We start from the raw sequence: 23159 nt of genomic DNA, 5'->3' as shown, positions 1-23159 counted from the left end.
TCCCCGGTACAGGAGCGTTGATGGCGGTCAATCTGGTCAATGTCGAGGCAGTCACCAAGGTGTACGGCACCCGTGCGCTGCTCGACGGTGTCTCTCTCGGCGTCTCCGAAGGGGACCGGATCGGTGTCGTCGGGCGGAACGGGGACGGCAAGACCACCCTCATCCGGATGCTCGCCAAGCTGGAGGAGACCGATACGGGGCGGGTCACCCACAGTGGTGGGCTGCGGCTCGGTGTGCTGACGCAGCACGACTCGCTCGACCCGGCCGCCACCGTCCGGCACGAGGTCATCGGTGATCTCGCCGACCACGAGTGGGCCGGGAACGCCAAGATCCGCGATGTGCTCACCGGGCTCTTCGGCGGGCTCGACCTGCCCGGGTTCCCGCAGGGGCTCGACACCGTCATCGCGCCGCTCTCCGGCGGTGAGCGGCGGCGGATCGCGCTCGCCAAGCTGCTGATCGGCGAGCCGGAGCTGATCATTCTCGACGAGCCCACCAACCACCTCGACGTCGAGGGCATCGCCTGGCTCGCCGAGCACCTGCGCGCCCGCCGCTCCGCGCTCGTCTGCGTCACGCACGACCGGTGGTTCCTCGACCAGGTCTGCACCCGGATGTGGGACGTCCAGCGCGGTGCTGTCCACGAGTACGAGGGCGGCTACTCCGATTACGTCTTCGCCCGCGCCGAGCGCGAGCGCATCGCGGCGACGGAGGAGGCCAAGCGGCAGAACCTGGTCCGCAAGGAGCTGGCCTGGCTGCGCCGCGGCGCCCCGGCCCGTACGTCGAAGCCGCGCTTCCGCGTCGAGGCGGCCAACGAGCTGATCGCCGACGTGCCGCCGCCGCGCGACACCTCCGAGCTGATGAAGTTCGCCAACGCCCGGCTCGGCAGGACCGTCTTCGACCTGGAGGACGTCACCGTCCAGGCCGGCCCCAAGGTGCTGCTCGCCCACCTCACCTGGCACCTCGGCCCCGGCGACCGGATCGGCCTGGTCGGCGTCAACGGCGCGGGCAAGACCTCGCTGCTGCGCGCCCTCGCCGAGGCCGCGCGCAGCCAGGGCGACGAACAGCCCGCGGCCGGGAAGATCGTCGTCGGCCGGACGGTGAAGCTGGCGTACCTCTCGCAGGAGGTCACCGAGCTGAAGCCGACCCTGCGGGTGCTCGAAGCGGTCCAGCAGGTACGGGACCGGGTCGACCTCGGCAAGGGCCGGGAGATGACCGCGGGCCAGCTCTGCGAGCAGTTCGGCTTCACGAAGGAGAAGCAGTGGACGCCGGTCGGCGACCTCTCCGGTGGTGAGCGGCGCCGGCTCCAGCTGCTGCGGCTGCTGATGGACGAGCCGAACGTCCTCTTCCTCGACGAGCCCACCAACGACCTCGACATCGAGACGCTCAACCAGCTGGAGGACCTGCTCGACGGCTGGCCCGGCTCCATGGTCGTCATCTCCCACGACCGGTTCTTCATCGAGCGGACCACCGACAAGGTGATGGCGCTCCTCGGGGACCGCTCCCTGCGCATGCTGCCGCGTGGGATCGACGAGTACCTGGAGCGCCGCCGCAGGCTCGTCGAGTCCGCTGTCCCGGCGTCCGTGTCGTCGTCCACGTCCCCGTCCGCCGCGATGGCCGGGGCGGCCGACGGTGGGCCGGTTTCGGCCAAGGACAACCGTGCCGCGAAGAAGGAGCTCCAGAAGATCGAGCGGCAGGTCGCCAAGATGGACGGCCAGGAGAAGACTCTCCACCAGCAGATCGCCGATAACGCCACAGACTTCGAGAAGGTGGCGAAACTGGACGCGCAGCTCCGTGAACTCAAGGCCGAGCGCGACGAGTTGGAAATGCGCTGGCTGGAGCTGGCGGAGGACGCCTAGCCGCATGCGTAGAGACGGTGTGCAGAGCGCATAACGAGCGCGTCACGGGCCGGTCCTCCCTTGGGAACAGGGGCGGACCGGCCCGTCCCGTACGTCCGTCCGAGTGATAGAAAGAAGCCCCGCTCGACTGATGTGACGATGCGGAACCCATGCCCGAATCGCTCCATTCCGGCCGACCGTTCTGTCCGGCCGCCGGGATCGCGGGGGAGTACGACCGGGTCGTGATCCGCAGCAAAACAGGGGGAAAGCGCTGATGACCCAGCCACCCAGCCAGCAACCGCCGCAGGGGGGCTTCGGAGCTCCGCAGGATTCACCACAGGGTCCGCCGCAGGGGGCGCCTCAGGGTTCGCCGTACGGGGGAGCGCAGCCGCCGGCCCAGCCGCCGACGCCGCCCGCGCAGCCGCCGCAGATACCGGCCCAGCCGCCGCAGGCGCCGCCCGCGCCCGGCGCGGGGCCCGGATACGGATACCCGCAGACGCCGCCCGGCGGTCAGCCCGGATACGGCTACCCGCAGGCACCCGGCCAGGCGCCGGGACCGTACCAGCAGCAGCCGGGACCGTACGGTCAGCAGCCGGGACCGTACAACCAGGCGCCGGGGCCGTACCAGCAGCAGCCGGGGCCGTACGGTCAGCAGCCCGGCCCGTACAACCCCCAGCCCGGATACGGCTATCCCTCCCAGCCCGGCGCGCCCACCGCGCCCTACGGCGGCAACCCGGGCGGCCCTGGCGGCAAGAACTTCCTCAAGGGGAAGCCCGGAGTCATCGTCGCGGCGGCCGTCGCCGGACTGCTGGTGGTCGGCGGCGGTACGTGGTTCGCCCTCAGCGGCGACGACGGCGGCCAGGGGAAGAACCCGGTCGCGAACAAGAGCGAGGACGCGAAGCCCGACGACTCCTCCGGCTCCGACGACGACGTCGACACGGGCGACGGCAGCGGCAGCGGCCGGGAGGCGAACGACGACCTCAACGCCGGGCGCAAGGACGGTGAGTCCAAGATCGCCTGGCTCCAGACCAACGACGTGGACCTGCCGCGCAACGGCTCCGACGTGTACGGCCCGTGGCTCGTCGGCGACACCATCGTCAAGGCCATGTACAAGTCGGTCGTCGGCTACTCCGCGAGCGACGGCAAGAAGAAGTGGACGATCCCGACCAGCGCCCCCGTGTGCGCCGCGCCCCACTCGGCGACGGACGACGGCAAGATCGTCATCGCCTTCGAGGACTCCAACACCGAGAAGTCGAAGTGCACACAGCTCCAGATGATCGACCTCACCACCGGCAAGGCCGGCTGGAAGAAGACGGTCGCCCAGCACGGGACCTGGGACTTCGTCAGTGAACTGACGCTGGCCATCAGCGGGGACACCGTCGCCGTCGGCCGCTCCAGCAACTCCGACGGATACCGCGTCAGCGACGGCAAGGAACTCTTCGGCAAGCAGGACGGCGACTGCCAGCCCGAGTCGTTCGCGGGCGGCGCCAAACTGATCGCCGGCATGGACTGCGGCCTGGAGGACAAGCGGGTCTCGGAGCTGGACCCGACCACGGGCAAGGCCAAGTGGTCGTACCGGCTCACGAAGGGGTGGGACCTTCAGAAGGTCTACTCCCTCGACCCGCTCGTCATCTCGGTCGAGAACAGCGACGAGAAGACCTGGAGCATCCTCGGGCTCACCGCGAACGGCACCCTGCGCTCGCAGCTCGACGGCGGCAAGGACAAGTTCCGGCCGAACTGCGGCGGCAGCTTCATCGTCTTCGGCCAGAACCTGGAGGGCTGCGTCGGGGTCGCCGCGGACGCGAGCAACTTCTACATCGCGACCGCGCCCGACTCGGGCTCCACCTCGCGTACCAACGAGGTCATCGCCTTCAACCTGGACACCGGGAAGCCCAAGTGGCGCTCCAAGGCGCCCGAGGGCCGGACGATGACGCCGCTGCGTATGGAGGGCGGCAAGGTCCTCCTCTACATGGACGCCTCGTACGACAAGGGCGGCACGGTCGCGACGATCGAGCCGACCGGCGGCGACCCGAAGACGATCCAGCAGCACCCGGCCTCGACGTCCCGGATCGAGACCTCCTTCTACTCGGCGAAGTACCTCTATGCGGACGGCCGGTTCTATCTGACCAGCGGCCGCGTCAGCGCGAGCAACGACGAAGAGGAACTGCAGACGAAGACGATGATGGCCTTCGGCGAGTGACGTCACGCGTCGCGTCCCCGCTCCGTCTCCTTCCTCTCCCTCCTCCCTCGTCTTCTCTCCTTGCCTCGCCTCTCCTCACTTCCTCTCCCTTCTGACTTTCCCGAGGTACGTACGCCCATGACGCAGCCACCTCCACCGCCGCCGCCCAACCAGCCGCCCAACCAGCCTCCGACACCGCCGGGCCGGCCGCCGCAGGGCGGATTCGGCGCCCCGCAGGAACCGCCCGCGGGCGGGTTCGGGGCCCCGCAGGACCCGCCGCCCGGTGGCTTCGGCGCGCCGACGCCGCCGCCGCAGGACCCGTCGTACGGGTATCCGCAGACGCCGCCCCAGACGCCCCCGCCCCCGCAGGGGTACGGCTACCCGGGGCAGCCCGGGCAGCCGGGGCAGCCGCAAGTCCCGTACGCCCAGCAGGCTCCGTACGGGCAACAAGGCCCCTACGCCCAGCAGGGTCCGTACGCCCAGCAGGGTCCGTACGGAGCCCCCGGCATGCCCGGAATGCCCGGCGGGCCGGGCGGCCCCGCCGCGCCCGGGGGCGGCAAGAAGCCGAACCGGCAGCTGCAGATCATCGTCGCCGCGGCCGTCGCCGTCGTGCTGATCATCGGCGGCGGCATCTGGTTCGCGTCCTCCGGCGGCGAATCCGACAACGACGCCAAGGGCGGCTCGTCCGGCTCCACCGAGGGCGGCACCGGCGGCGGCAAGGGGGTCGAGGGCGGCGGCTCGGAGAAGGCGTCGTCCAACACCAAGTCCACGGTCGGCTACCAGGTCCCGCTGCCCAAGGTCACCGACATCACCGATGTCACCGGCTCCTGGCTCACCGACACGGCCTATGTGAAGACGGGCCTCAACCAGATCGTCGGGTACGACCGCGACAAGGGCACCCAGCTCTGGACGATCCCGCTGGCCGGCCAGGTCTGCGCGGCGACCAAGCACGTCACGGACGAGAAGCTGACCGCGATCGCGTTCGAGCCCGCCAAGCGCACCAGCAGCAAGGACTACCAGCAGTGCACCGAGGTCGGCGTGATCGACCTGGCGGCCGGCAAGCTGGTCTGGAGCAAGTCCGTCCAGGGGTCCAACTCGGGTGACGACAAGGTGCGTTTCAGCGAGATCACCCTCAGCGGAGATACGGTCGCGGCGGGCGGCACCGACGGTGGCGCGGCGTTCGCCGTCGCCGACGGCAAGGTCCGCTGGAAGCCCGAGGTGAGCGCCGAGGGCTGCTACGACATGGGGTACGGCGGTGGCGAGGGGCTGGTCGCGGCCCGCAAGTGCGGTTCGTACGACGACCCGCAGGTCTCGATCCAGAACGTGAACCCGCTCACGGGCGCCGTGATCTCGACGTTCAAGATGCCCGCCGGGGTCAGCTACGCGGGCATCATCTCCACCAAGCCGCTCGTCGTCGCGGCCGACGTCGGTGACACCGCGACCGGCGGCAGCAGCATTTCGGACTTCTTCTCGATCGACGAGAAGACCGGCAAGCTGCGCGCCAAGTTCCCGGCGGGCAACATGGCGGCGGAGTGCGGCGCCACCGAGGTCGAGAAGTGCCAGCACATCGCGGTCGGCAACGACCGGCTCTACCTGCCGACCGAGGAGCACGACGCGCCGGGCGAGGACTACGGCGACACGAACGAGATCATCTCGTACGACCTGGCCACCGGGAAGACCACCTCGGACCGGGCCGACGCGGGCGGCACGTACACGATCTCCCCGCTCCGCATGGACGGCAACAACATCATCGCCTACAAGCGGCCCCCCTACGACAAGGGCGGCGAGATCGTCTCCATCGACGGCGGCAGCTTCAAGCAGACGGTGCTGATGCGGAACCCGTCCGACGAGTCGGTCCGTGACGCGGAGACCGGCTTCAGCGAGGACTACTCGGAGGTCCTCTACGGCGACGGCCGGCTGTTCATCTCGGACGTCATGCTGAGCGAGCCGTCGAGCGCGAGCAGCCGGAAGGAATACCTCGCGGTGATGTTCTCTGTGCACTGACGGACGCGCTGACGGACGCATTGACGGATGCGCTGACGGACGCACCGACGGTGACTGAGGTTGCCCTGACCGCGCGCTGACGGGATGCGTCGATCGGGCGTGCACGACCCGCGTCGTACGACATGATGAGCGGCCCCGCCGGATGACGGCGGGGCCGCTCACGCATGATCAGAGAGTGATCCTTTCGCGTCCCCGGAACGGCTGAATGTGCGGTCAACTTGCCCTGAACAGGACGAATTTCGCTGATCCGGGGGGCTTCTGACCGGTAAGGGGCGCGCGATGTCGAACAAGCGTGTAGCTTGCCGGGTCAGAGGCCGGGGGGCCAGGGACCAGCGGGGATGGGGGTTGCTCGATGGGCGTGCGGCTCATGGTGGTCGACGATCACAGATTGCTTGCCGAGGCGCTCGCCTCCGCACTGAAGCTGCGCGGGCACCGGGTGCTCGCGGCGGCGGCGCCGACCGCGGGCGTGGCGGAGCTGGTGGTGAGCAGGGCGCCGGAGGTGTGCCTGATGGGTACGGCGGCACCGGCGGAGCCGGGCGCGTTCGACCCGATCGTACGGATCAAGCGGGAGCGCCCGCAGGTCGCGGTCGTGGTGCTGGGCCCGGTGCCCAGCCCGCGCGGCATCGCGGCGGCGTTCGCGGCCGGCGCGTCCGGCTACGTACGGCACGACGAGCGCATCGAGGGCGTCGAGCGGGCCATGGTCAAGGCGCGGGCGGGGGAGGCGGCGGTCGCGCCGCAGCTCCTCCAGGGCGCGTTCACGGAACTGCTCAACCCGGCGGCCCAGCCGGACGACGAGGGCCAGCGGCTGCTGCGGATGCTCACCCCGCGCGAGATCGAGGTCCTCGTCCGGGTCGCGGAGGGCGAGGACACCCGGCTGATCGCGGCGGGCATGGGCATAGCGCCGAGCACGGCCAGGACCCATGTGCAGCGGGTCCTGATGAAACTGGGCGTCGGCTCCCGGCTGGAGGCCGCGGCCCTGGCGGCCCGCACGGGCCTCCTGGACCGCGCCGCCGTACTGACGACGCGCCCCCGGACGCCGACGGACGCGGAACAGGGCCCGACCGGGTGAGGGCCGGGCCCGGAAGTATGCACGGCGGGCTACTTGTTGAGGTCCAGGACGGTGACGCGCAGGCCCTCGTAGTTCTCGGGCGCGACCGTCGCGACGATCGCGCCGGCCGGCCGGTCGGCTGTCGGCGTGGCCGTGACCGCAGCGTGCGCGATGCCGATCGGCACGCCCGTCCGGGCCAGTTCGGCGACGTGGAGACTTCCGGCGAAATCCAGGTCGACGGTGTGTAACGCGTCCAGAGAGCCGGCGTGGACCCCGACTCCCTCCCGTTTGCGGTCGGCTTCGAGGAGGCAGAGCGTGGGCACGAGGAGGCGTACATCGGGGTTGCGGTAACCGCGCATGACGAGGGTCGAGGCGGGCCTGTTCCCACCGCCCAGGGCCAGCAGGGTCGGATCGTCGAGGATGAGGTGCTGAAGGCTCACGCGGCGTCCTGGATCTCGTTCGTTTCGGCGGTTCCGGCCGCGCCGTTGGCTCCGGCCGCCCCGGCTGCTCCGTTGGTCCGTGCCCCGCCGTTGGTCGCTGCCCCGCCGTTGGTCCCTGCCGCTCCGGCGGGCTCGGTGGTTTCCGCCGTTCCGCCGGCGTACGCGCGGTGGAAGGTCGCGTCGATCTTCCGCTGCAGCGCGGTCTCGTCGGCGTCGCTGACCAGTACCCCGAAGTGTTCCGAGATGTACTGCCTCGCCTCCGCGGCCCTCTCCTCCCGTTCCTCGGGTGTCAGCGTGGACTCCGCGAACTCCTGGAGCAGGGCCCTGATGGAGATGGAGCGGGACTCCGCCAGTACGGCGAGGCGGTCGCGGACGGTGTCGGGGACACGGATCATCACGTCTTTTGCGTCTTTCACGCGGCCAGGATACGTCGCGTATACGCCCCGTAATGCTCCTTCTTCGCTTCTGATCCGAACTCTTTCCTCTTGATCTCAAGGCTCTTCCCTCTTGACCTCGACTGTCGATTTGTGATTTATTGTGTTCGCTTTTGTTTGATTGGAGCGCGAGGGAGTCCCGTAGTGAAGAAGACGTCGACCCGACTCGCCGACGGGCGCGAGATCGTCTATTACGACTCCCGGGACGACGCCGTCCGCGACACCCCCGACCGCCGTCCGCTCGGCCCCGTCGCCACCACCTCCGAGATACGCCACGACCCCCTCCTCGGCGACTCCGTCGCCATCGCCTCGCACCGGCAGGGCCGTACGTACCACCCGCCCGCCGACGAGTGCCCCCTCTGCCCGTCCCGGGACGGGCGGCTCAGCGAGATCCCCGAGCCGGAGTACGACGTCGCCGTCTTCGAGAACCGCTTCCCGTCCCTCGCCGGGGACTCCGGGCGGTGCGAGGTCGTCTGTTTCACCTCCGACCACGACGCGTCCTTCGCCGACCTCGGCGACGAACAGGCCGCCCTCGTTTTGGAGGCCTGGACCGACCGCACCGCCGAGCTGGCCGAACTCCCGCAGGTCGAGCAGGTCTTCGCGTTCGAGAACCGCGGTGCCGAGATCGGCGTGACGCTCGCCCATCCGCACGGGCAGATCTACGCGTACCCCTTCGTCACCCCGCGCTCCGCGCTGATGCTCCGCTCCGTGGCCGCGCACCGCGAGGCGACGGGCCGCAACCTCTTCGACGACCTCGTGGCGAAGGAGGTCGCGGACGGGGCCAGGATCGTGCTCGACGGCGAGCACTGGGTCGCGTTCGTGCCGTACGCCGCGCACTGGCCGTACGAGATCCACCTCCACCCCAAGCGGCGCGTCCCCGACCTGCGGGGGCTCGACGACGCGGCGCGCACAGAATTCCCACAGATCTATCTGGAACTCTTGAGGCGCTTCGACCGGATCTTCGGCGAAGGTGAACCGCCCACGCCGTACATCGCCGCCTGGCACCAGGCCCCCTTCCGGGCCGCCGGGCGGGACGATTTCGCGCTTCACCTTGAGCTTTTCACCATCCGCCGCACTTCCGGCAAGCTGAAATTCCTCGCGGGTTCCGAATCCGGCATGAGTGTGTTCATCAACGATGTGCCGCCGGAGGCCGCGGCCGAGCGACTGCGAGAGGTAGCAAGCGAGTGAGCGCGAAGAAGTACCTGGTCACGGGCGGTGCGGGATATGTCGGCAGCGTGGTCGCCGCACATCTGCTGGAGGCGGGGCACGCGGTGACGGTGCTCGACGACCTCTCCACCGGCTTCCGCGCCGGGGTCCCGGAGGGCGCCGAGTTCATCGAGGGCCGTATCCAGGACGCCGCCGAGCACCTCGACCCCTCGTACGAGGCCGTGCTCCACTTCGCCGCGTCCTCGCAGGTCGGCGAGTCCGTCGCCAAGCCAGAGAAGTACTGGGAGAACAACGTCGGCGGCTCCATGGCGCTGCTCTCCGCGATGCGCTCCGCCGGCGTGCGCAAGCTGGTCTTCTCCTCCACCGCCGCGACCTACGGCGAGCCCGTCTCCACGCCCATCACGGAGACCGACCCGACCGCCCCCACCAGCCCGTACGGCGCCACGAAGCTCGCCGTCGACCACATGATCGGCGCCGAGTGCACCGCGTACGGCCTCGCGGCGGTCTCCCTGCGCTACTTCAACGTCGCCGGCGCGTACGCCGCGCGCTCCGGCGTGACGGCGGGCGAGCGCCACGACCCCGAGTCGCACCTCATCCCGCTCGTCCTCCAGGTCGCCCTCGGCACCCGCCCGTCGATCTCCGTCTACGGCGACGACTACCCGACGCCGGACGGCACCTGCGTACGCGACTACATCCACGTCGCGGACCTCGCCGAGGCCCACCTGCGCGCACTCGACGCCGCCACCAAGGGCGAGCACCTGATCTGCAACCTCGGCAACGGCAACGGCTTCTCGGTCCGCGAGGTCATCGAGACCGTACGCAAGGTCACCGGCCACCCGATCCCCGAGGTCATGGCCGCGCGCCGGGACGGCGACCCGGCCGTCCTCGTCGCCTCCGCCGAGACCGCGCACCGCCGCCTGGGCTGGGCCCCGAGCCGCGCCGACCTGGCGGGCATCGTCGCGGACGCGTGGGCGTTCGCGCGCCCCGAGCACTGACGAGCACCAGGGCTTCCACGAGCCCGCACGAGCGAAGGAGAACCAGGGTGAGCGAGAGCGGCACCAACGTCGGCGAAGCGGCCGAGGCCACGAGCGCAGGCACGGACGCGAGCACGGACACGATCGCGACCACGGCCACGGACGCGAGCACGGACATGACCGTGACCACGGACGAGGCCGGCGCGAGGGGGGCCGAGCAGTTCCGGCAGCTCTACGGCGCCGCCCCCGACGGCGTCTGGGCCGCCCCGGGACGGGTCAACCTGATCGGCGAGCACACGGACTACAACGACGGCTTCGTCATGCCGCTGGCCCTGCCGCACCGGGCCGTCGCCGCCGTGTCCCGCCGGACCGACCACGTCCTGCGCGTGCACTCCGCCGACATCCCCGGCGGCATCGTCCAGCTCGACGCCGCCGCTCTCGTCCCGCTCTCCGACACCGGCTGGGCCGCCTACCCCGCGGGCGTCGTCTGGGCGCTCCGCGAGGCGGGTCACCCCGTCGCGGGCGCCGACATCCACCTCGCCTCGACCGTCCCGACCGGCGCCGGGCTCTCCTCCTCCGCCGCGCTGGAGGTCGTCACCGCGCTCGCCCTGAACGACCTGTACGAACTGGGTCTGACCGCGACCGAACTGGCCGTCCTCGCGCAGCGCGCCGAGAACGACTTCGTCGGCGTGCCGTGCGGTGTCATGGACCAGATGGCCTCGGCCTGCTGCGTCGAGGGGCACGCCCTCCACCTGGACACCCGTGACCTGACCCAGCGCCAGGTGCCGTTCGATCTCGCCGCGAAGGGGCTGCGGCTGCTCGTCGTGGACACCCGGGTCCAGCACGAACTGGGCGACGGCGCGTACGCCGAGCGGCGCGCCGGGTGCGAGGCGGGCGCGCGGGCGCTCGGGGTGCCCGCGCTGCGGGACATCGCGTACGCGGAACTGCCCGCGGCCCTCGACCGGTTGGCGGCGCTGGGCGAGAGCGGGACCGTACGCGCGTACACCCGTCATGTCGTGACCGAGAACCACCGGGTGGAGCGGGTCATCGCCCTGCTCGACGCGGGCGACGTCCGCGCGGTCGGCCCGGTGCTCACGGAAGGGCACGCCTCGCTCCGCGACGACCTGCGGGTCTCCTGCGTGGAGCTGGACCTGGTGGTCACCTCGGCGACGGCGGCCGGCGCGCTCGGCGCCCGGATGACGGGCGGCGGCTTCGGCGGTTCGGCGATCGTCCTGGTGGAGGAGGACGAGGCCGACGCGGTGGCGAAGTCGGTCACCGAGGCGTTCGCGGCGGCGGGGTACGCGGCGCCGCGCATCTTCCCGGCGATCCCGTCGCGGGGTGCGCACCGCAGGTGACCGGGCCGGAGCGGTCGGCCGGAGCGACCACTTGGTCACCCGCCGCAGGATCGATCGTCCGTCGAACAACAGGCGTCGATATTTGTCGACTTCTGTCTCGATACGAAACTTCAGTCTCACCGTAAACAACGAGGCCAACGAGTTCTGCGAAATTCCTTCCCCTCCTGGCCGACGCCCGTACGCTGATGCACATAGCACCGGTGGGGGCCGGTGCTGATCAGGGGTGGAGACAAGCGGGTACGACGCCCGGGGTGGGGTATCAGTCAACACGTGGCGGCGGCCGCGTCATTGACGCATCCTCGTACGCCGGGCGCCGTGCTCGCGCCGTCCGCTCCCCACCTTGAGGGGGTGTCCATGGTACGTATCCGGGTTCTGGTGGTGGACGACCATCGCATTTTCGCGGAGTCGCTGGCAGCCGCACTCGCGGCCGAGCCGGACGTCGACGTCGCGGCGGCCGGCAGCGGTCCGGCGGCGATGCGCTGTCTCGACCGCGCGGCGGCGGAGGGGCGTACATTCGACGTGATGCTGGTCGACGCCGATCTCGGCGCCGCGACGGGCGGGATCGTCCCGGCCGGAGGCGGCGCGCGGTCAGCCGGCCTCGCGAACGGCGTGGCGGGCGGCCACCTGAACGGTCACGCGCCCGGCGGGCCCGTCCAGTTGCCTGCGGCGACCGCTCTGCCCGCACTGCCGGCGCCGGTCGCGCGCGCCGTACCGGACCACGGAGAGGGCGCGCCCGTCGACGGCATCTCCCTGGTCGCCGGGGTCCGTTCGGGCCAGCCGTCCGTCCGTACGGTCGTACTCGCCGAGAAGGACGACCCGCGCCGCGCCGCACTGGCGCTCCAGGCGGGTGCCTCCGGCTGGGTCGCGAAGGACTGCTCGCTGCAGCGCCTGCTCACGGTCGTACGGGGGGTCCTGCGCGACGAGACGCATCTGCCGCCCGCGCTGCTCACGGGCGTCCTGCGGGAGCTGACGGCCGCGCGCAAGCACCGTACGGAGAGCGAGCGCCTGGTCGAGTCGCTGACCCCGCGTGAACGCGAGGTGCTGCGCTGCATGGTCGCGGGCCTGGGGCGCAAGGCCGTAGCGGAGCGCCTCTTCCTGTCCCCGCACACGGTACGTACGCACATGCAGAACGTGCTGGGGAAGCTGGGCGTGCACTCCACCCTGGCAGCGGTGGCGCTGGCCCGCAGGGCGGGGGTCGGCCCGGTCGACCTGGTGCCGCGCCAGATCACCTCGGCGGGCTGACGGGGCGAGGCGGACCGGGGCGCCGGGACGCGTACTCCCGGGCTAACCAGGGATGTTGTCGAACGGGGCGGTCAACTGGCGGAGCAGTCGCGCCAGTTCGCCCCGCTGCGCGCCGGACAGCTCGGCGAGGATCGCGCGCTCCTGGGCGAGCAGTCCGGCGAGCGCCTGATCCGCGCGGTCGCGCCCCTCGGCGGTGAGCCGGACCAGCACCCCGCGCCGGTCGCTGGGGTCGGGCAACCGCTCGACCAGGCCCTTCTTCGTCAGCCGGTCGATCCGGTTGGTCATGGTGCCCGAGGTGACCAGCGTCTGGGTCAGCAGCTGACCGGGGGAGAGCTGGTACGGGTCGCCGGCGCGGCGCAGCGAGGTCAGCACGTCGAACTCCCAGGGCTCCAGGCCGTGCTCGGAGAACGCGATCCGCCGCGCGCGGTCCAGATGCCGGGCCAGCCTGCTCACGCGGCTGAGCACCTCCAGCGGCTCCACGTCGAGGTCGGGGCGCTCTCGGCGCCATGCCGCCACCAATCGGTCGACCTCATCCTCCATACCGATCAGTGTAGAGGGTCCCTCGACATGAAGTCTCTTGACGTCAAGAGATCTAAGGGTGCAGGCTGGAAAAGACCCACAGGGCCTCGGCGCCCACAGCCCCACAGCGTCCGAAGCACCCACAGGTCCTGTCCGCCGCCGCCCGCTCCGCACCAGCGAGGGAACACCGCCATGCCGTCGCCGTCCTCATCTCCCGCGCACCCCGCGCCTCCCGCCCCGGCCTGGGACCCGGCCCAGTACCTCAGGCACGCGGGCCACCGCACCCGTCCCTTCCTGGACCTGCTGGCCCGCATCCCCGACCTCCCCGGCGGTCCCGGCGGCGCACCCCGGATCGCCGACCTCGGCTGCGGCGCGGGCAACGTCACCGCGCTCCTCGCCGACCGCTGGCCCACGGCCCGCATCACCGGTTACGACAACTCGCCCGAGATGCTGGCCCGCGCGACCCAGGAGTACGCGGGCCCCACCCCCGGCGGCGGCACCCTGGACTTCCGGCCCGGCGACGCGGCGCACTGGACGCCCGGCGAACCGTACGGCCTGATCGTCTCCAACGCCGCCCTCCAGTGGGTCCCGAACCACCCCGACTCCTTCGCCCCCTGGATCGACTCCCTCGCCCCCGGCGGCACCTTCGCCTTCCAGGTCCCCGGCAACTTCACGGCCCCCAGCCACACCCTCCTCGCCGACCTGCGCGCCACCCCCCGCTGGCGGAACCTTCCGGACCTTTCCGCTCCCGGTGTCCGCACCCCCGAGGAGTACCTCACCCGCCTCATGGACCTCGGCTGCGAGACGGACGTCTGGGAGACGACCTACCTCCAGCTCCTCCCCGGCGAGGACCCGGTCCTCGACTGGGTCAAGGGCACCACCCTGCGCCCGGTCCTCACCGCACTCGCCGACGACCCGGCCGCGACCGAGGAGTTCACCACGGCCTACCGGGACCTCCTCCGCACCGCCTACCCCCGGGGCCCCCACGGCACGGTCTTCCCCTTCCGCCGTATCTTCGCGGTCGCCCGCAAGGCGGTGTGAACGGGATGCCGACACCACCCTCCTGACGTCACCCTTTCCGGTGATCGACACGGCTTCCGGTGCGGTGGGAAGGCCGGGGCTCGTAGCGTCCGGGTGTCGCTTGTGCCGTGGTGGTGCCTGCGCCCACACTTAGGAGGAGGTGCTTCACGATGACCGCTCTCGCGTACGAGGTGATTCCGGTGACGGACGACACACAGACTTCGGTGCCGGTCTCCGACCTGGACGAGTTCCTGTGGCAGACGTGGAAGACCATGGAACTCCCCGAGGGCTACCGCGCCGAGATCATCGAGGGGTCCATCGAAGTGTCGCCGACCGGTCGCCGTCGTCATATGGTGCTCATCAACCGTCTCCGGAGGGCGCTGGACGCCCATCTGGAGGGTGATGAGTATGCCGTGTGGCACGACGGCAACGTCATCCACCGCCGGAAATGCTGGATCCCGGATCTTTTCGTCGCTCCGGCCGACCCTGAGGAAAACCCTGATGAACAGGGTCTCGGTGTCGATGCCTCCGGAGTCGCGGTGATCTTCGAGGTGGTCTCCCCCGGGCACCAGAACACCGCCCGCGACCGGGACCGCAAGCGCCGCGAGTACGCCCGCGCGGGCATTCCGCTCTACGTGCTCGTCGACGACCACGACGGCGACGGAACGGTGGTCGTCCTGACGGCCCCCAACCCCGGGAAGGCCACCTACGCCGACGAGCACCGCGTCCCCTACGGCACGGACGCGATCATCCCGGACGGCCCCGCCAAGGGCTTCGCCATCGGCGAGGAGATCACCCGGGCGTAACGGCCCGAGGGCCCGCCCCGAGAGCACTGGGCAGCCCGAAAACGCGTGGCACACAGGAACGGGCGCCCCATAAGTTGGGCGCTCGTGACTGCCGACCCGGAATGCTCGCCCCACAGCTCACCTGCGTCCACCGCGTCCCCGGATCCGGCCGTGGTGGTTCCCGTAGACCTCCGTCCGGAGCAACCTGGGGCCGCCGAGGGGCTGTTCTCCGGGACGTACCGCGCCGCCACCTCCTGCTTCGCCGCGGTGATGTTCCTGACCGGGCTTGCCGCGCTGGCCGTCATCCCCACGCTGCCGACGGCCGCACGGGACCTGGACGGAGTGTCGCTCTACCCGCTGGTGGCGGGATGTTTTGTGGCCGCGAGTCTGCTCGGCGGGGTACTGGGCGGGCATTGGGCGGACCGTGCCGGGGCACAGCGTCCGCTGGCGGCGGGCATGGTGCTGGCCGTGGCCACGCTGCTGGTCTCCGGAGCCAGTACGTCGATCTGGCAGCTGGCGGCGGGACGCTTTCTGGACGGTCTGGCGGGTGGCATGGTCGCAGTCTCGGTCAACACCGCCATCGGCCAGACCTACCCGGACCATCTGCGGCCGCGCGTACTGGCGTTGATGAGCACCTGCTGGATCGTCCCGTCGCTGGTCGGCCCCCCGCTGGCGGGGCTGGTCGCCGAGTGGTGGACCTGGCGCGTGGTCTTCTTCGGCCTGGCCGCTCTCACCGCACTGCCCGCGCTGGTGGTCGTGGCCGTACTGCGGGGGCCTGCCTGGGCGGCCAGGAAGGCGCCGACAGAAGACCGGTCGCCGCGGCCCGCCCTGATGATCGCGACAGCGGTGAGCCTGGGGGCAGCGCTGGGACAGTACGGCGTCTCGGGCTGGGACATCCGCCACCTGCTGTTCGCGGCGGGCGGGTTCGCCCTGCTGGGGGTGTTCGCGTCCCGGCTGCTGCCGCCGGGCACCTGGCGTGCGGCGCGTGGCCTGCCCGCCACCGTGCTGCTGTGCGGTCTGGGCTCGGGGGTCTTCTTCACCCTGGAGGCCTACGTGCCCCTGCTGCTCGTCACCGACCGGGGCGCGCCGCCCCTGGTGATCGGCCTGGCCTTCACGGGGGCCGCCCTTGCCTGGGCCGGCTCCTCCTGGTTGCAGGGCCGCCTGCCGGCCCACCGTCCCCGCCACCATCTGGTCGTGGCCGGTGCTCTGGTACAGGCCGTGGCGGTCACGCTGGCGATCGCTGGGACACTTCCCGCGACGCCCGAGTACACCGCCGCGTCGGCCATGGTCCTCGCGGCCGTCGGCATGGGCGTGTACGCCCCCAGCCTCACCGTGCTGTCCCTCACCCACAGCCCACCCGGCCAGCAGGGCCAAGCCAGCAGCGCGATGCAGACCACGCAGAACCTGGGCCAGATCACGGTGCTGGGTGTCGCCTCCGCCGTGTTCAACGCAGGCCTGGCCGCGGGCTTGCCCGCCCCCGCCGCCTACGGCGCCGCCTTCGGACTCCTGCTCGCGCCGTGCACCCTGGCCGTCCTGCTCGCCGCTCGTACCGCCCGTACCGCTCCGAGATGACTACGAGCGCGGCCCGGCCTCCAGGAAGCGCCGGAGGGAGCCCGCCATACCGGTGACGAAGGCGTCGCGGGCCTGGTCGCCGACGAGGTCGAGGGAGAGGTACGGGTTCAGGTCCTCCAGCTCGACCAGGAGAAGACCGCCGTCCGGGGTGCGGCAGGCGTCCACCCGTTGGATGCCGTGGTCGAGCGTGTTCCAGTCGATGAAGCTCCGGGCGAAGACCAGATCGGCCTCCGTGGGCGTGTAGGGCTCAAGGAGCCAGCGCCGTTCGGGGTCGGGGGCGTGCAGCGCGTACTGGAAGGCGTCGTCGATGTAGTAGAAGGACACCTCGTACCGGAAGTCGACGCGTGGCTGGACCAGAATGTCGCCGTAGGCGAGACCGTCGAGTTCGTCCCGGGACACGAAACGGAGCCCGATGGAGTCGGCTCCGGCCTTCGGCTTGACCGCGTACTGCTCGGCGGTGGGCAGCAGGCCCAGGTCGGCGGGCCGGTCGACGGTGGGGATGACCGGGTGACCGGCCGCGCTCAGGTCCAGCAGATACTGCTTGCCGGCCATGTCGGCCCTGCCGTTCAGCGGGTTGTAGACCCGGGCGCCCTGTGCCACGGCCCGTGCCCGGAAGGCGTCGTACTCGCCGCGGTAGTGCAGCACCGGCCCGGTGTTGCGGACGACCGCCGCGTCGAAGCGGTCCAGCAGAGCCGCCGCGTCAAGCGGATGGCACACGGCGATGTCGAAGTCCGCGCGGAGCCGCGAGGCCAGGAAGACATCCTCGTCGCCGTAGCGGGGCCGCCCCGCGGCCCGGTAGCCGAGATCGGTCACGTAGAGAAGGCTGGGGCGGGCGGACACGTGCCTCTCCTCTGTCGGCGAGCGCCCATTTTGTCAGATGAACTGCCTGCGCTCCGGGCGCCGATGACGCGGAGGCCGTCGCCGCGGTGGGGCGAGGAGCCGAAACGCGGCTAAGGCGGTCGAGGCTCCCCGGGGCGCGGGGCCGGAGTACGGGTCAGAGGGCGTCCAGAGCCTCTCCCGTGATGTCGATGTCGACGGTGAACGGGACGCCGGTCCTGAGGCGGTCGTGATGGATCCCTGTCAGCGCGTACGCCTTCGTCACCGGGTCCAGCTCGTAGACCCGTACGACCGGGTGCTCGTCCGCGCCGGCCATCTCCACCAGCCAGTAGTGCGGGATACCGGCCGCCGCGTACTTCCGCGGTTTGGTGGTCTTGTCGCGGTTCTCGGACTCCGGTGAGACGACTTCTACGGCCAACTGGAGACACCCGACCGGGAAACTGTCCTGCTCCAGGCCGGTGACCGCTTCGGCGCGGACGACCGATACATCGGGTTCGGGGGCGTTACGCCCGTCCAGGATCACCGTCATCTGCCGCTCGACCGACAGGTCCGGCGGCCGGGTATCGCGCAGACCGCTCACCAGCAGATCGACCATGACGCTGTGGAAATCCTGCTGCGGGCTCCGGAACACCAGACGTCCGTCGATCGACTCGGTGTGCGGCGGAAGGTCCGGCACGGTGAACAGATCGTCCACGGTGTAACCGTCCGGCGGAGGTACGGGCCGGGGCGCGGCCTCCGGGGCGTCCACTGTTTCTTCCATGGACGGAATGTTCGACCCTGGGCCCTCCGGCAGGGCCGTAAGAACCACGACGTCACCGGAACGAGTGATCAGCGGCCCCTCGGCCCCGCCCCGCCCCCGCTCAGATCTTTCGCCTGCCTATCAGCTTCGGCTTCGGCTCCAGGTTCTCCAGGCCGTGCCACGCCAGGTTCACCAGGTGCGCCGCCACCTCCGACTTCTTCGGGCGGCGCGCGTCCACCCACCACTGGCCCGTCAGGGCCACCATGCCGACCAGGGCCTGCGCGTACAGCGGGGCCAGCTTCGGGTCGAAGTGGCGGTTCTTGAACTCCGTGCCGAGGATGTCCTCGACCTGCGTGGCGATGTCGCTGATCAGCGAGGCGAACGTGCCCGTCGACTGGGCGACCGGCGAGTCGCGGACCAGGATGCGGAAGCCGTCCGTGTACGTCTCGATGTAGTCGAGCAGCGCGAACGCCGCCTGCTCCAGCAGCTCCCGCGGATGGCCGGCGGTCAGGGCGCTCGTGACCATGTCCAGGAGCTGGCGCATCTCACGGTCCACGACCACCGCGTACAGGCCCTCCTTGCCGCCGAAGTGCTCGTAGACGACGGGCTTGGAGACCCCGGCCTTCGCCGCGATCTCCTCCACCGACGTCGCCTCGAAGCCCTTCTCCGCGAAGACCGTCCGGCCGATGTCGAGAAGCTGCTCACGCCGTTCCGCGCCGGTCATCCGGACCCGGCGGGTCCGCCGGCCCGTCGCGGGACGGGACTTCTCCGTGCTGGACTGCTTGCTCGTACCGCCGTCGATCGCCACGGTGCCCATCATGCCTTGGCGGGTGCGCTCTTGCGCCGGGAGTCCAGACGCGAGGCGCTCGGCCAGCGGGCGTCGCTCGCCCAGCCCAGCACCTCGAACCAGCGGATCAGCCGCGCGCTCGAATCGAGCTGCCCCCGCTCCACGCCGTGCCGGGCGCTCGTCGGGTCCGCGTGGTGCAGGTTGTGCCACGACTCACCGCAGGACAGCACCGCCAGCCACCACACGTTGCCCGAACGGTCCCGCGACTTGAAAGGCCGCTTGCCGACCGCGTGGCAGATCGAGTTGATCGACCAGGTGACGTGGTGCAGCAGTGCCACCCGCACCAGCGACCCCCAGAAGAACGCCGTGAACGCGCCCCACCAGGACATCGTCACCAGACCGCCCACCAGCGGCGGCACCAGCAGCGAGACAACCGTCCACAGCGCGAACTGACGCGACACCGCGCGGATCACCGGATCCTTGATCAGGTCGGGGGCGTACTTCTGCTGCGACGTCTGCTCCTCGTCGAACAGCCAGCCGATGTGCGCCCACCACAGCCCCTTCAGCAGCGCGGGCAGCGTCTCGCCGAACCGCCACGGCGAGTGCGGGTCGCCCTCCGCGTCGGAGAACTTGTGATGCTTACGGTGATCCGCCACCCAGCGGACCAACGGCCCCTCCACGGCCAGCGACCCCGCCACCGCGAGCACGATCCGCAGCGGGCGCTTCGCCTTGAACGCGCCGTGGGTGAAGTAACGGTGGTAGCCGATCGTCACGCCATGGCAGCCGATGTAGTACATCGCCACCATCAGGCCCAGATCCAGCCAGCTCACACCCCCCCACGACCAGGCCAGCGGCACCGCCGCCAGCAGGGCCAGGAACGGCACCACGATGAAGAGCAGCAGCGCGAACTGCTCAAGAGAGCCCTTGCTCTCCCCGCCGATCGTGGCGGAAGGTAGTGGGGTGGATCCGGAGGGTGACGGCTGGGGGGAATCGTTCATCACGTCGGGAGGCGTGGACATGGGGATCCCTGGGGTGAGGTGGGGAGATGGGGGCGTGGGGGTGCGGGGAGGCGGGAGCGTGGGGGGAAGTGGGGGCGCGGGGGGAGGTGGGGCGTGAGGGGGGAGGTGGGGTGTGGGGGCGGCGGTGGCGCCTGGGGGGTCGGCGGTGGGGGAAATCGGACAGAAGCCCGGATACAGGTGCGTAACCTACGGCAACGTAAGTATGGCAGTGCCGAACCACGAGGCAAGAGGGCTGTGGATAACGTCAGGCGAAGGCCACCTATCCTTGGATCGTCGGACAGCGCGGTCCGCAAAGTCTCCAGAACCCCTCCAGACGTGCTCAAACACTGCAAGGAGCCGCACCTGTGAGCAGTGCCGACCAGACCCCATCCGCCAACGCGGAGCTCCGCTCAGACATCCGCCGTCTTGGTGACCTCCTGGGCGAAACCCTCGTACGGCAGGAAGGCCCGGAGCTCCTCGAGCTCGTCGAACGGGTCCGCGCCCTCACGCGCGAGAACGGTGAAGCCGCCGCCGAGCTTCTCGGGGACACCGATCTGGAAACCGCGGGCAAGCTGGTCCGCGCCTTCTCCACCTACTTCCACCTCGCCAACGTCACCGAGCAGGTCCACCGCGGCCGCGAGATGCGCGAGCGCCGCGCCGCCGAGGGCGGCCTCCTCGCCCGCACCGCCGACCGGCTCAAGGACGCCGACCCCGAGCACCTGCGCGAGACCGTCAAGAACCTCAACGTACGGCCCGTCTTCACCGCGCACCCCACCGAAGCCGCCCGCCGCTCCGTACTCAACAAGCTCCGCCGCATCGCCGAGCTCCTCGACGCCCCCGCCCTCGCCTCCGACCGGCGCCGCCACGACCTGCGGCTCGCCGAGTCCATCGACCTGATCTGGCAGACCGACGAGCTGCGCGTGGTACGGCCCGAACCCGCCGACGAAGCCCGCAACGCCATTTACTACCTGGACGAACTGCACGTCGGCGCCGTCGGCGACGTACTCGAAGACCTCGTCGCCGAACTCGAACGCGTCGGCGTCGAGCTGCCCCCCGGCACCCGCCCCCTCACCTTCGGCACCTGGATCGGCGGCGACCGCGACGGCAACCCCAACGTCACCCCCGAGGTCACCCGCGAAGTCCTGATCCTCCAGCACGAGCACGGCATCACCGACGCCCTCGAACTCGTCGACCAGCTCCGCGGCCAGCTCTCCAACTCCATCCGCTACACCGGCGCCACCGACGAGCTCCTCGACTCCCTCCAGAACGACCTCGTCCGGCTCCCCGAGATCAGCCCCCGCTACAAGCGCCTCAACGCCGAAGAGCCCTACCGCCTCAAGGCCACCTGCATCCGGCAGAAGCTCGTCAACACCCGTGAGCGCCTCGCCAGGAACATCCCCCACGAGAACGGCCGCGACTACCTCGGCACCGCCGAGCTCCTCGACGACCTCACCCTCATCCAGACCTCCCTGCGCGAACACCGCGGCGGCCTCTTCGCCGACGGCCGCATGGACCGCACCATCCGCACCCTCGCCGCGTTCGGCCTCCAGCTCGCCACCATGGACGTACGGGAACACGCCGACGCCCACCACCACGCGCTCGGCCAGCTCTTCGACCGCCTCGGCGAGGAATCCTGGCGGTACGTCGACATGCCCCGCGAATACCGGCAGAAGCTCCTCGCCAAGGAACTCCGCTCCCGCCGCCCCCTCGCCCCCACCCCGGCGCCGCTCGACGCCGCCGGCGAGAAGACCCTCGGCGTCTTCCACACCGTCCGCCAGGCATTCGAACGCTTCGGACCCGAAGTCATCGAGTCCTACATCATCTCCATGTGCCAGGGCGCCGACGACGTCTTCGCCGCCGCCGTCCTCGCCCGCGAAGCCGGACTCCTCGACCTCCACGGCGGCTGGGCCAAGATCGGCATCGTGCCGCTCCTCGAAACCACCGACGAGCTGCGCGCCGCCGACATCATCCTCGACGAGATGCTCGCCGACCCCTCCTACCGGCGCCTCGTCTCCCTGCGCGGCGACGTCCAGGAGGTCATGCTCGGCTACTCCGACTCCTCCAAGTTCGGCGGCATCACCACCTCCCAGTGGGAGATCCACCGCGCCCAGCGCCGCCTCCGCGACGTCGCCCACCGGCACGGTGTACGGCTGCGCCTCTTCCACGGCCGCGGCGGCACCGTCGGCCGCGGCGGAGGCCCCTCCCACGACGCGATCCTCGCCCAGCCCTGGGGCACCCTCGAAGGCGAGATCAAGGTCACCGAACAGGGCGAGGTCATCTCCGACAAGTACCTCATCCCCTCCCTCGCCAGGGAGAACCTGGAACTGACCGTCGCCGCCACCCTCCAGGCGTCCGCCCTGCACACCTCGCCCCGCCAGTCCGACGAAGCCCTGGCCCGCTGGGACTCCGCCATGGACATCGTCTCGGACGCCGCGCACGGCGCGTACCGCACCCTCGTCGAGGACCCCGACCTCCCCGCGTACTTCTTCGCCTCCACCCCCGTCGACCAGCTCGCCGACCTCCACCTCGGCTCCCGCCCCTCCCGGCGGCCCGACTCCGGCGCCGGCCTCGACGGCCTCCGCGCCATCCCGTGGGTCTTCGGCTGGACCCAGTCACGGCAGATCGTGCCCGGCTGGTTCGGCGTCGGCTCCGGCCTCAAGGCGCTGCGCGCGGCCGGCCCCGACACCGTCCTCGACGAGATGCACGAGCACTGGCACTTCTTCCGGAACTTCCTCTCGAACGTCGAGATGACGCTCGCCAAGACCGACCTCCGGATCGCCCGCCACTACGTCGACACCCTCGTTCCCGACCACCTCAAGCACGTCTACGAGGCGATCGAGGCCGAACACGCCCTCACCGTCCAGGAAGTCCTCCGTATCACCGGCGGCGAGAAGCTCCTCGACTCCAACCCGGTGCTCCAGCAGACGTTCGCCATCCGCGACGCCTACCTCGACCCGATCTCCTACCTCCAGGTCTCGCTGCTGGCCCGCCAGCGCGCCGCCGCCGAGCAGGGCGCACCCCCGGACCCGCTGCTGGGCCGGGCCCTGCTGCTCACGGTCAACGGGGTCGCGGCGGGACTCCGCAACACCGGCTGACACAGCCGTTCACGCGGGGCCGATGTGCGACTGCCCCCGTGGCGGGTACCAGGGCTCCGCGCGGGGGGGAGAGCCGAATCGGCAGAAGACGGTGCGCCGAGAGCGAACGGGGCCCCCGCAGCAGACACAGGG

19 protein-coding genes are annotated in these 23159 nt (G+C 70.8%); 12 read left to right on the top strand and 7 right to left on the bottom strand.

Annotated features, from left to right (window positions below; translation table 11 throughout):
- Positions 1-20: 20 nt before the first annotated feature.
- From ACFXKG_RS00095 to ACFXKG_RS00080, 4 genes are all read left to right on the top strand, one after another.
- Positions 21-1853: an ABC-F family ATP-binding cassette domain-containing protein gene (locus ACFXKG_RS00095; protein ID WP_384829785.1), complete on the top strand. Its 1833-nt coding sequence runs from the start codon at positions 21-23 to the stop codon at positions 1851-1853.
- A gap of 253 nt (positions 1854-2106) precedes the next feature.
- Entirely contained in the window at positions 2107-4032 is a 1926-nt protein-coding gene (locus ACFXKG_RS00090) for a PQQ-binding-like beta-propeller repeat protein (RefSeq protein ID WP_384829782.1), read from the top strand.
- 117 nt (positions 4033-4149) lie between these two features.
- A complete protein-coding gene (locus ACFXKG_RS00085) occupies positions 4150-6015 on the top strand; it encodes a PQQ-binding-like beta-propeller repeat protein (RefSeq protein WP_384829779.1) in 1866 nt (621 codons plus the stop codon).
- A 352-nt stretch (positions 6016-6367) separates the two neighbouring features.
- Positions 6368-7084, top strand: a complete 717-nt coding sequence (locus tag ACFXKG_RS00080; protein WP_384829777.1) for a LuxR C-terminal-related transcriptional regulator — start codon at positions 6368-6370, stop codon at positions 7082-7084.
- 29 nt (positions 7085-7113) lie between these two features.
- Here the strand turns inward: ACFXKG_RS00080 and ACFXKG_RS00075 are convergent, their stop codons facing one another.
- Both ACFXKG_RS00075 and ACFXKG_RS00070 read right to left on the bottom strand, forming a co-directional pair.
- Positions 7114-7503, bottom strand: coding sequence for a hypothetical protein (locus ACFXKG_RS00075; RefSeq protein WP_384829774.1), 390 nt, complete (start codon positions 7501-7503; stop codon positions 7114-7116).
- Positions 7500-7919 (bottom strand): hypothetical protein, encoded by a 420-nt coding sequence (locus tag ACFXKG_RS00070; protein ID WP_384829771.1) that lies wholly within the window; start codon positions 7917-7919, stop codon positions 7500-7502. Before ACFXKG_RS00070 ends, ACFXKG_RS00075 begins: the two co-directional genes overlap by 4 nt.
- Before the next feature lie 162 nt (positions 7920-8081).
- On the opposite strand from ACFXKG_RS00070, the gene galT reads away from it, so the two are divergent.
- The 4 genes from galT to ACFXKG_RS00050 all read left to right on the top strand — a co-directional run bounded on the left by galT (position 8082) and on the right by ACFXKG_RS00050 (position 12675).
- Positions 8082-9125 carry a galactose-1-phosphate uridylyltransferase gene (galT, locus tag ACFXKG_RS00065; protein WP_384829768.1) on the top strand — a complete coding sequence of 348 codons (1044 nt, stop codon included), beginning with the start codon at positions 8082-8084 and terminating at the stop codon, positions 9123-9125.
- Positions 9122-10099, top strand: a complete 978-nt coding sequence (galE, locus tag ACFXKG_RS00060) for a UDP-glucose 4-epimerase GalE (RefSeq protein WP_384829765.1) — start codon at positions 9122-9124, stop codon at positions 10097-10099. The genes galT and galE overlap by 4 nt, the downstream gene beginning before the upstream one ends.
- Positions 10100-10254: 155 nt before the next feature.
- Complete coding sequence (gene galK, locus ACFXKG_RS00055) at positions 10255-11433, top strand: galactokinase (protein WP_384831664.1); 1179 nt, start codon at positions 10255-10257, stop codon at positions 11431-11433.
- Between the two features lie 354 nt (positions 11434-11787).
- The gene (locus tag ACFXKG_RS00050; protein WP_384831661.1) at positions 11788-12675 is read left to right on the top strand and encodes a LuxR C-terminal-related transcriptional regulator; all 888 of its coding nucleotides are present in this window, start codon (positions 11788-11790) and stop codon (positions 12673-12675) included.
- Between the two features lie 42 nt (positions 12676-12717).
- Here the strand turns inward: ACFXKG_RS00050 and ACFXKG_RS00045 are convergent, their stop codons facing one another.
- On the bottom strand, positions 12718-13215 hold the full coding sequence (locus ACFXKG_RS00045) for a MarR family winged helix-turn-helix transcriptional regulator (RefSeq protein WP_384829762.1): 498 nt from the start codon (positions 13213-13215) through the stop codon (positions 12718-12720).
- 171 nt (positions 13216-13386) lie between these two features.
- On the opposite strand from ACFXKG_RS00045, the gene ACFXKG_RS00040 reads away from it, so the two are divergent.
- From ACFXKG_RS00040 to ACFXKG_RS00030, 3 genes are all read left to right on the top strand, one after another.
- Entirely contained in the window at positions 13387-14235 is an 849-nt protein-coding gene (locus ACFXKG_RS00040) for a trans-aconitate 2-methyltransferase (protein ID WP_384829759.1), read from the top strand.
- A gap of 149 nt (positions 14236-14384) precedes the next feature.
- Positions 14385-15020: a Uma2 family endonuclease gene (locus ACFXKG_RS00035; protein ID WP_384829756.1), complete on the top strand. Its 636-nt coding sequence runs from the start codon at positions 14385-14387 to the stop codon at positions 15018-15020.
- Between the two features lie 249 nt (positions 15021-15269).
- Positions 15270-16571, top strand: a complete 1302-nt coding sequence (locus ACFXKG_RS00030) for an MFS transporter (RefSeq protein ID WP_384831658.1) — start codon at positions 15270-15272, stop codon at positions 16569-16571.
- Here ACFXKG_RS00030 and ACFXKG_RS00025 read toward each other — a convergent pair whose 3' ends face one another.
- The 4 genes from ACFXKG_RS00025 to ACFXKG_RS00010 all read right to left on the bottom strand — a co-directional run bounded on the left by ACFXKG_RS00025 (position 16572) and on the right by ACFXKG_RS00010 (position 19953).
- Complete coding sequence (locus ACFXKG_RS00025; protein WP_384829753.1) at positions 16572-17411, bottom strand: hypothetical protein; 840 nt, start codon at positions 17409-17411, stop codon at positions 16572-16574.
- Positions 17412-17565: 154 nt separating this feature from the next.
- Positions 17566-18168, bottom strand: a complete 603-nt coding sequence (locus ACFXKG_RS00020; RefSeq protein WP_384829750.1) for a Uma2 family endonuclease — start codon at positions 18166-18168, stop codon at positions 17566-17568.
- Between the two features lie 100 nt (positions 18169-18268).
- Positions 18269-18964: a TetR/AcrR family transcriptional regulator gene (locus ACFXKG_RS00015; RefSeq protein ID WP_382886693.1), complete on the bottom strand. Its 696-nt coding sequence runs from the start codon at positions 18962-18964 to the stop codon at positions 18269-18271.
- A complete protein-coding gene (locus tag ACFXKG_RS00010) occupies positions 18964-19953 on the bottom strand; it encodes an acyl-CoA desaturase (RefSeq protein WP_384829747.1) in 990 nt (329 codons plus the stop codon). Before ACFXKG_RS00010 ends, ACFXKG_RS00015 begins: the two co-directional genes overlap by 1 nt.
- Positions 19954-20297: 344 nt before the next feature.
- Here ACFXKG_RS00010 and ppc point away from each other — a divergent pair, with 344 nt between their 5' ends.
- Positions 20298-23027 carry a phosphoenolpyruvate carboxylase gene (gene ppc / locus ACFXKG_RS00005; RefSeq protein ID WP_384829744.1) on the top strand — a complete coding sequence of 910 codons (2730 nt, stop codon included), beginning with the start codon at positions 20298-20300 and terminating at the stop codon, positions 23025-23027.
- The last annotated feature ends 132 nt before the right edge of the window (positions 23028-23159 follow it).

The sequence above is a fragment of the Streptomyces sp. NPDC059255 genome (assembly GCF_042752355.1).
Lineage (GTDB): Bacteria > Actinomycetota > Actinomycetes > Streptomycetales > Streptomycetaceae > Streptomyces.
The sequence above is the reverse complement of the archived record's forward strand: the minus strand, read 5'-3'. Positions and strand labels throughout refer to the sequence as shown.

Coding starts and splice junctions, on each gene's coding strand:
- ACFXKG_RS00085 (WP_384829779.1), top strand. CDS start 4,150: ATGACGCAGCCACCTCCACCGCCGCCGCCCAACCAGCCGCCCAACCAG.
- ACFXKG_RS00080 (WP_384829777.1), top strand. CDS start 6,368: ATGGGCGTGCGGCTCATGGTGGTCGACGATCACAGATTGCTTGCCGAG.
- galK (WP_384831664.1), top strand. CDS start 10,255: ATGACCGTGACCACGGACGAGGCCGGCGCGAGGGGGGCCGAGCAGTTC.
- ACFXKG_RS00095 (WP_384829785.1), top strand. CDS start 21: ATGGCGGTCAATCTGGTCAATGTCGAGGCAGTCACCAAGGTGTACGGC.
- ACFXKG_RS00030 (WP_384831658.1), top strand. CDS start 15,270: ATGTTCCTGACCGGGCTTGCCGCGCTGGCCGTCATCCCCACGCTGCCG.
- ACFXKG_RS00050 (WP_384831661.1), top strand. CDS start 11,788: ATGGTACGTATCCGGGTTCTGGTGGTGGACGACCATCGCATTTTCGCG.
- ACFXKG_RS00045 (WP_384829762.1), bottom strand. CDS start 13,215: ATGGAGGATGAGGTCGACCGATTGGTGGCGGCATGGCGCCGAGAGCGC.
- ACFXKG_RS00090 (WP_384829782.1), top strand. CDS start 2,107: ATGACCCAGCCACCCAGCCAGCAACCGCCGCAGGGGGGCTTCGGAGCT.
- ACFXKG_RS00020 (WP_384829750.1), bottom strand. CDS start 18,168: ATGGAAGAAACAGTGGACGCCCCGGAGGCCGCGCCCCGGCCCGTACCT.
- ACFXKG_RS00040 (WP_384829759.1), top strand. CDS start 13,387: ATGCCGTCGCCGTCCTCATCTCCCGCGCACCCCGCGCCTCCCGCCCCG.
- ACFXKG_RS00015 (WP_382886693.1), bottom strand. CDS start 18,964: ATGGGCACCGTGGCGATCGACGGCGGTACGAGCAAGCAGTCCAGCACG.
- ACFXKG_RS00010 (WP_384829747.1), bottom strand. CDS start 19,953: ATGTCCACGCCTCCCGACGTGATGAACGATTCCCCCCAGCCGTCACCC.
- ACFXKG_RS00035 (WP_384829756.1), top strand. CDS start 14,385: ATGACCGCTCTCGCGTACGAGGTGATTCCGGTGACGGACGACACACAG.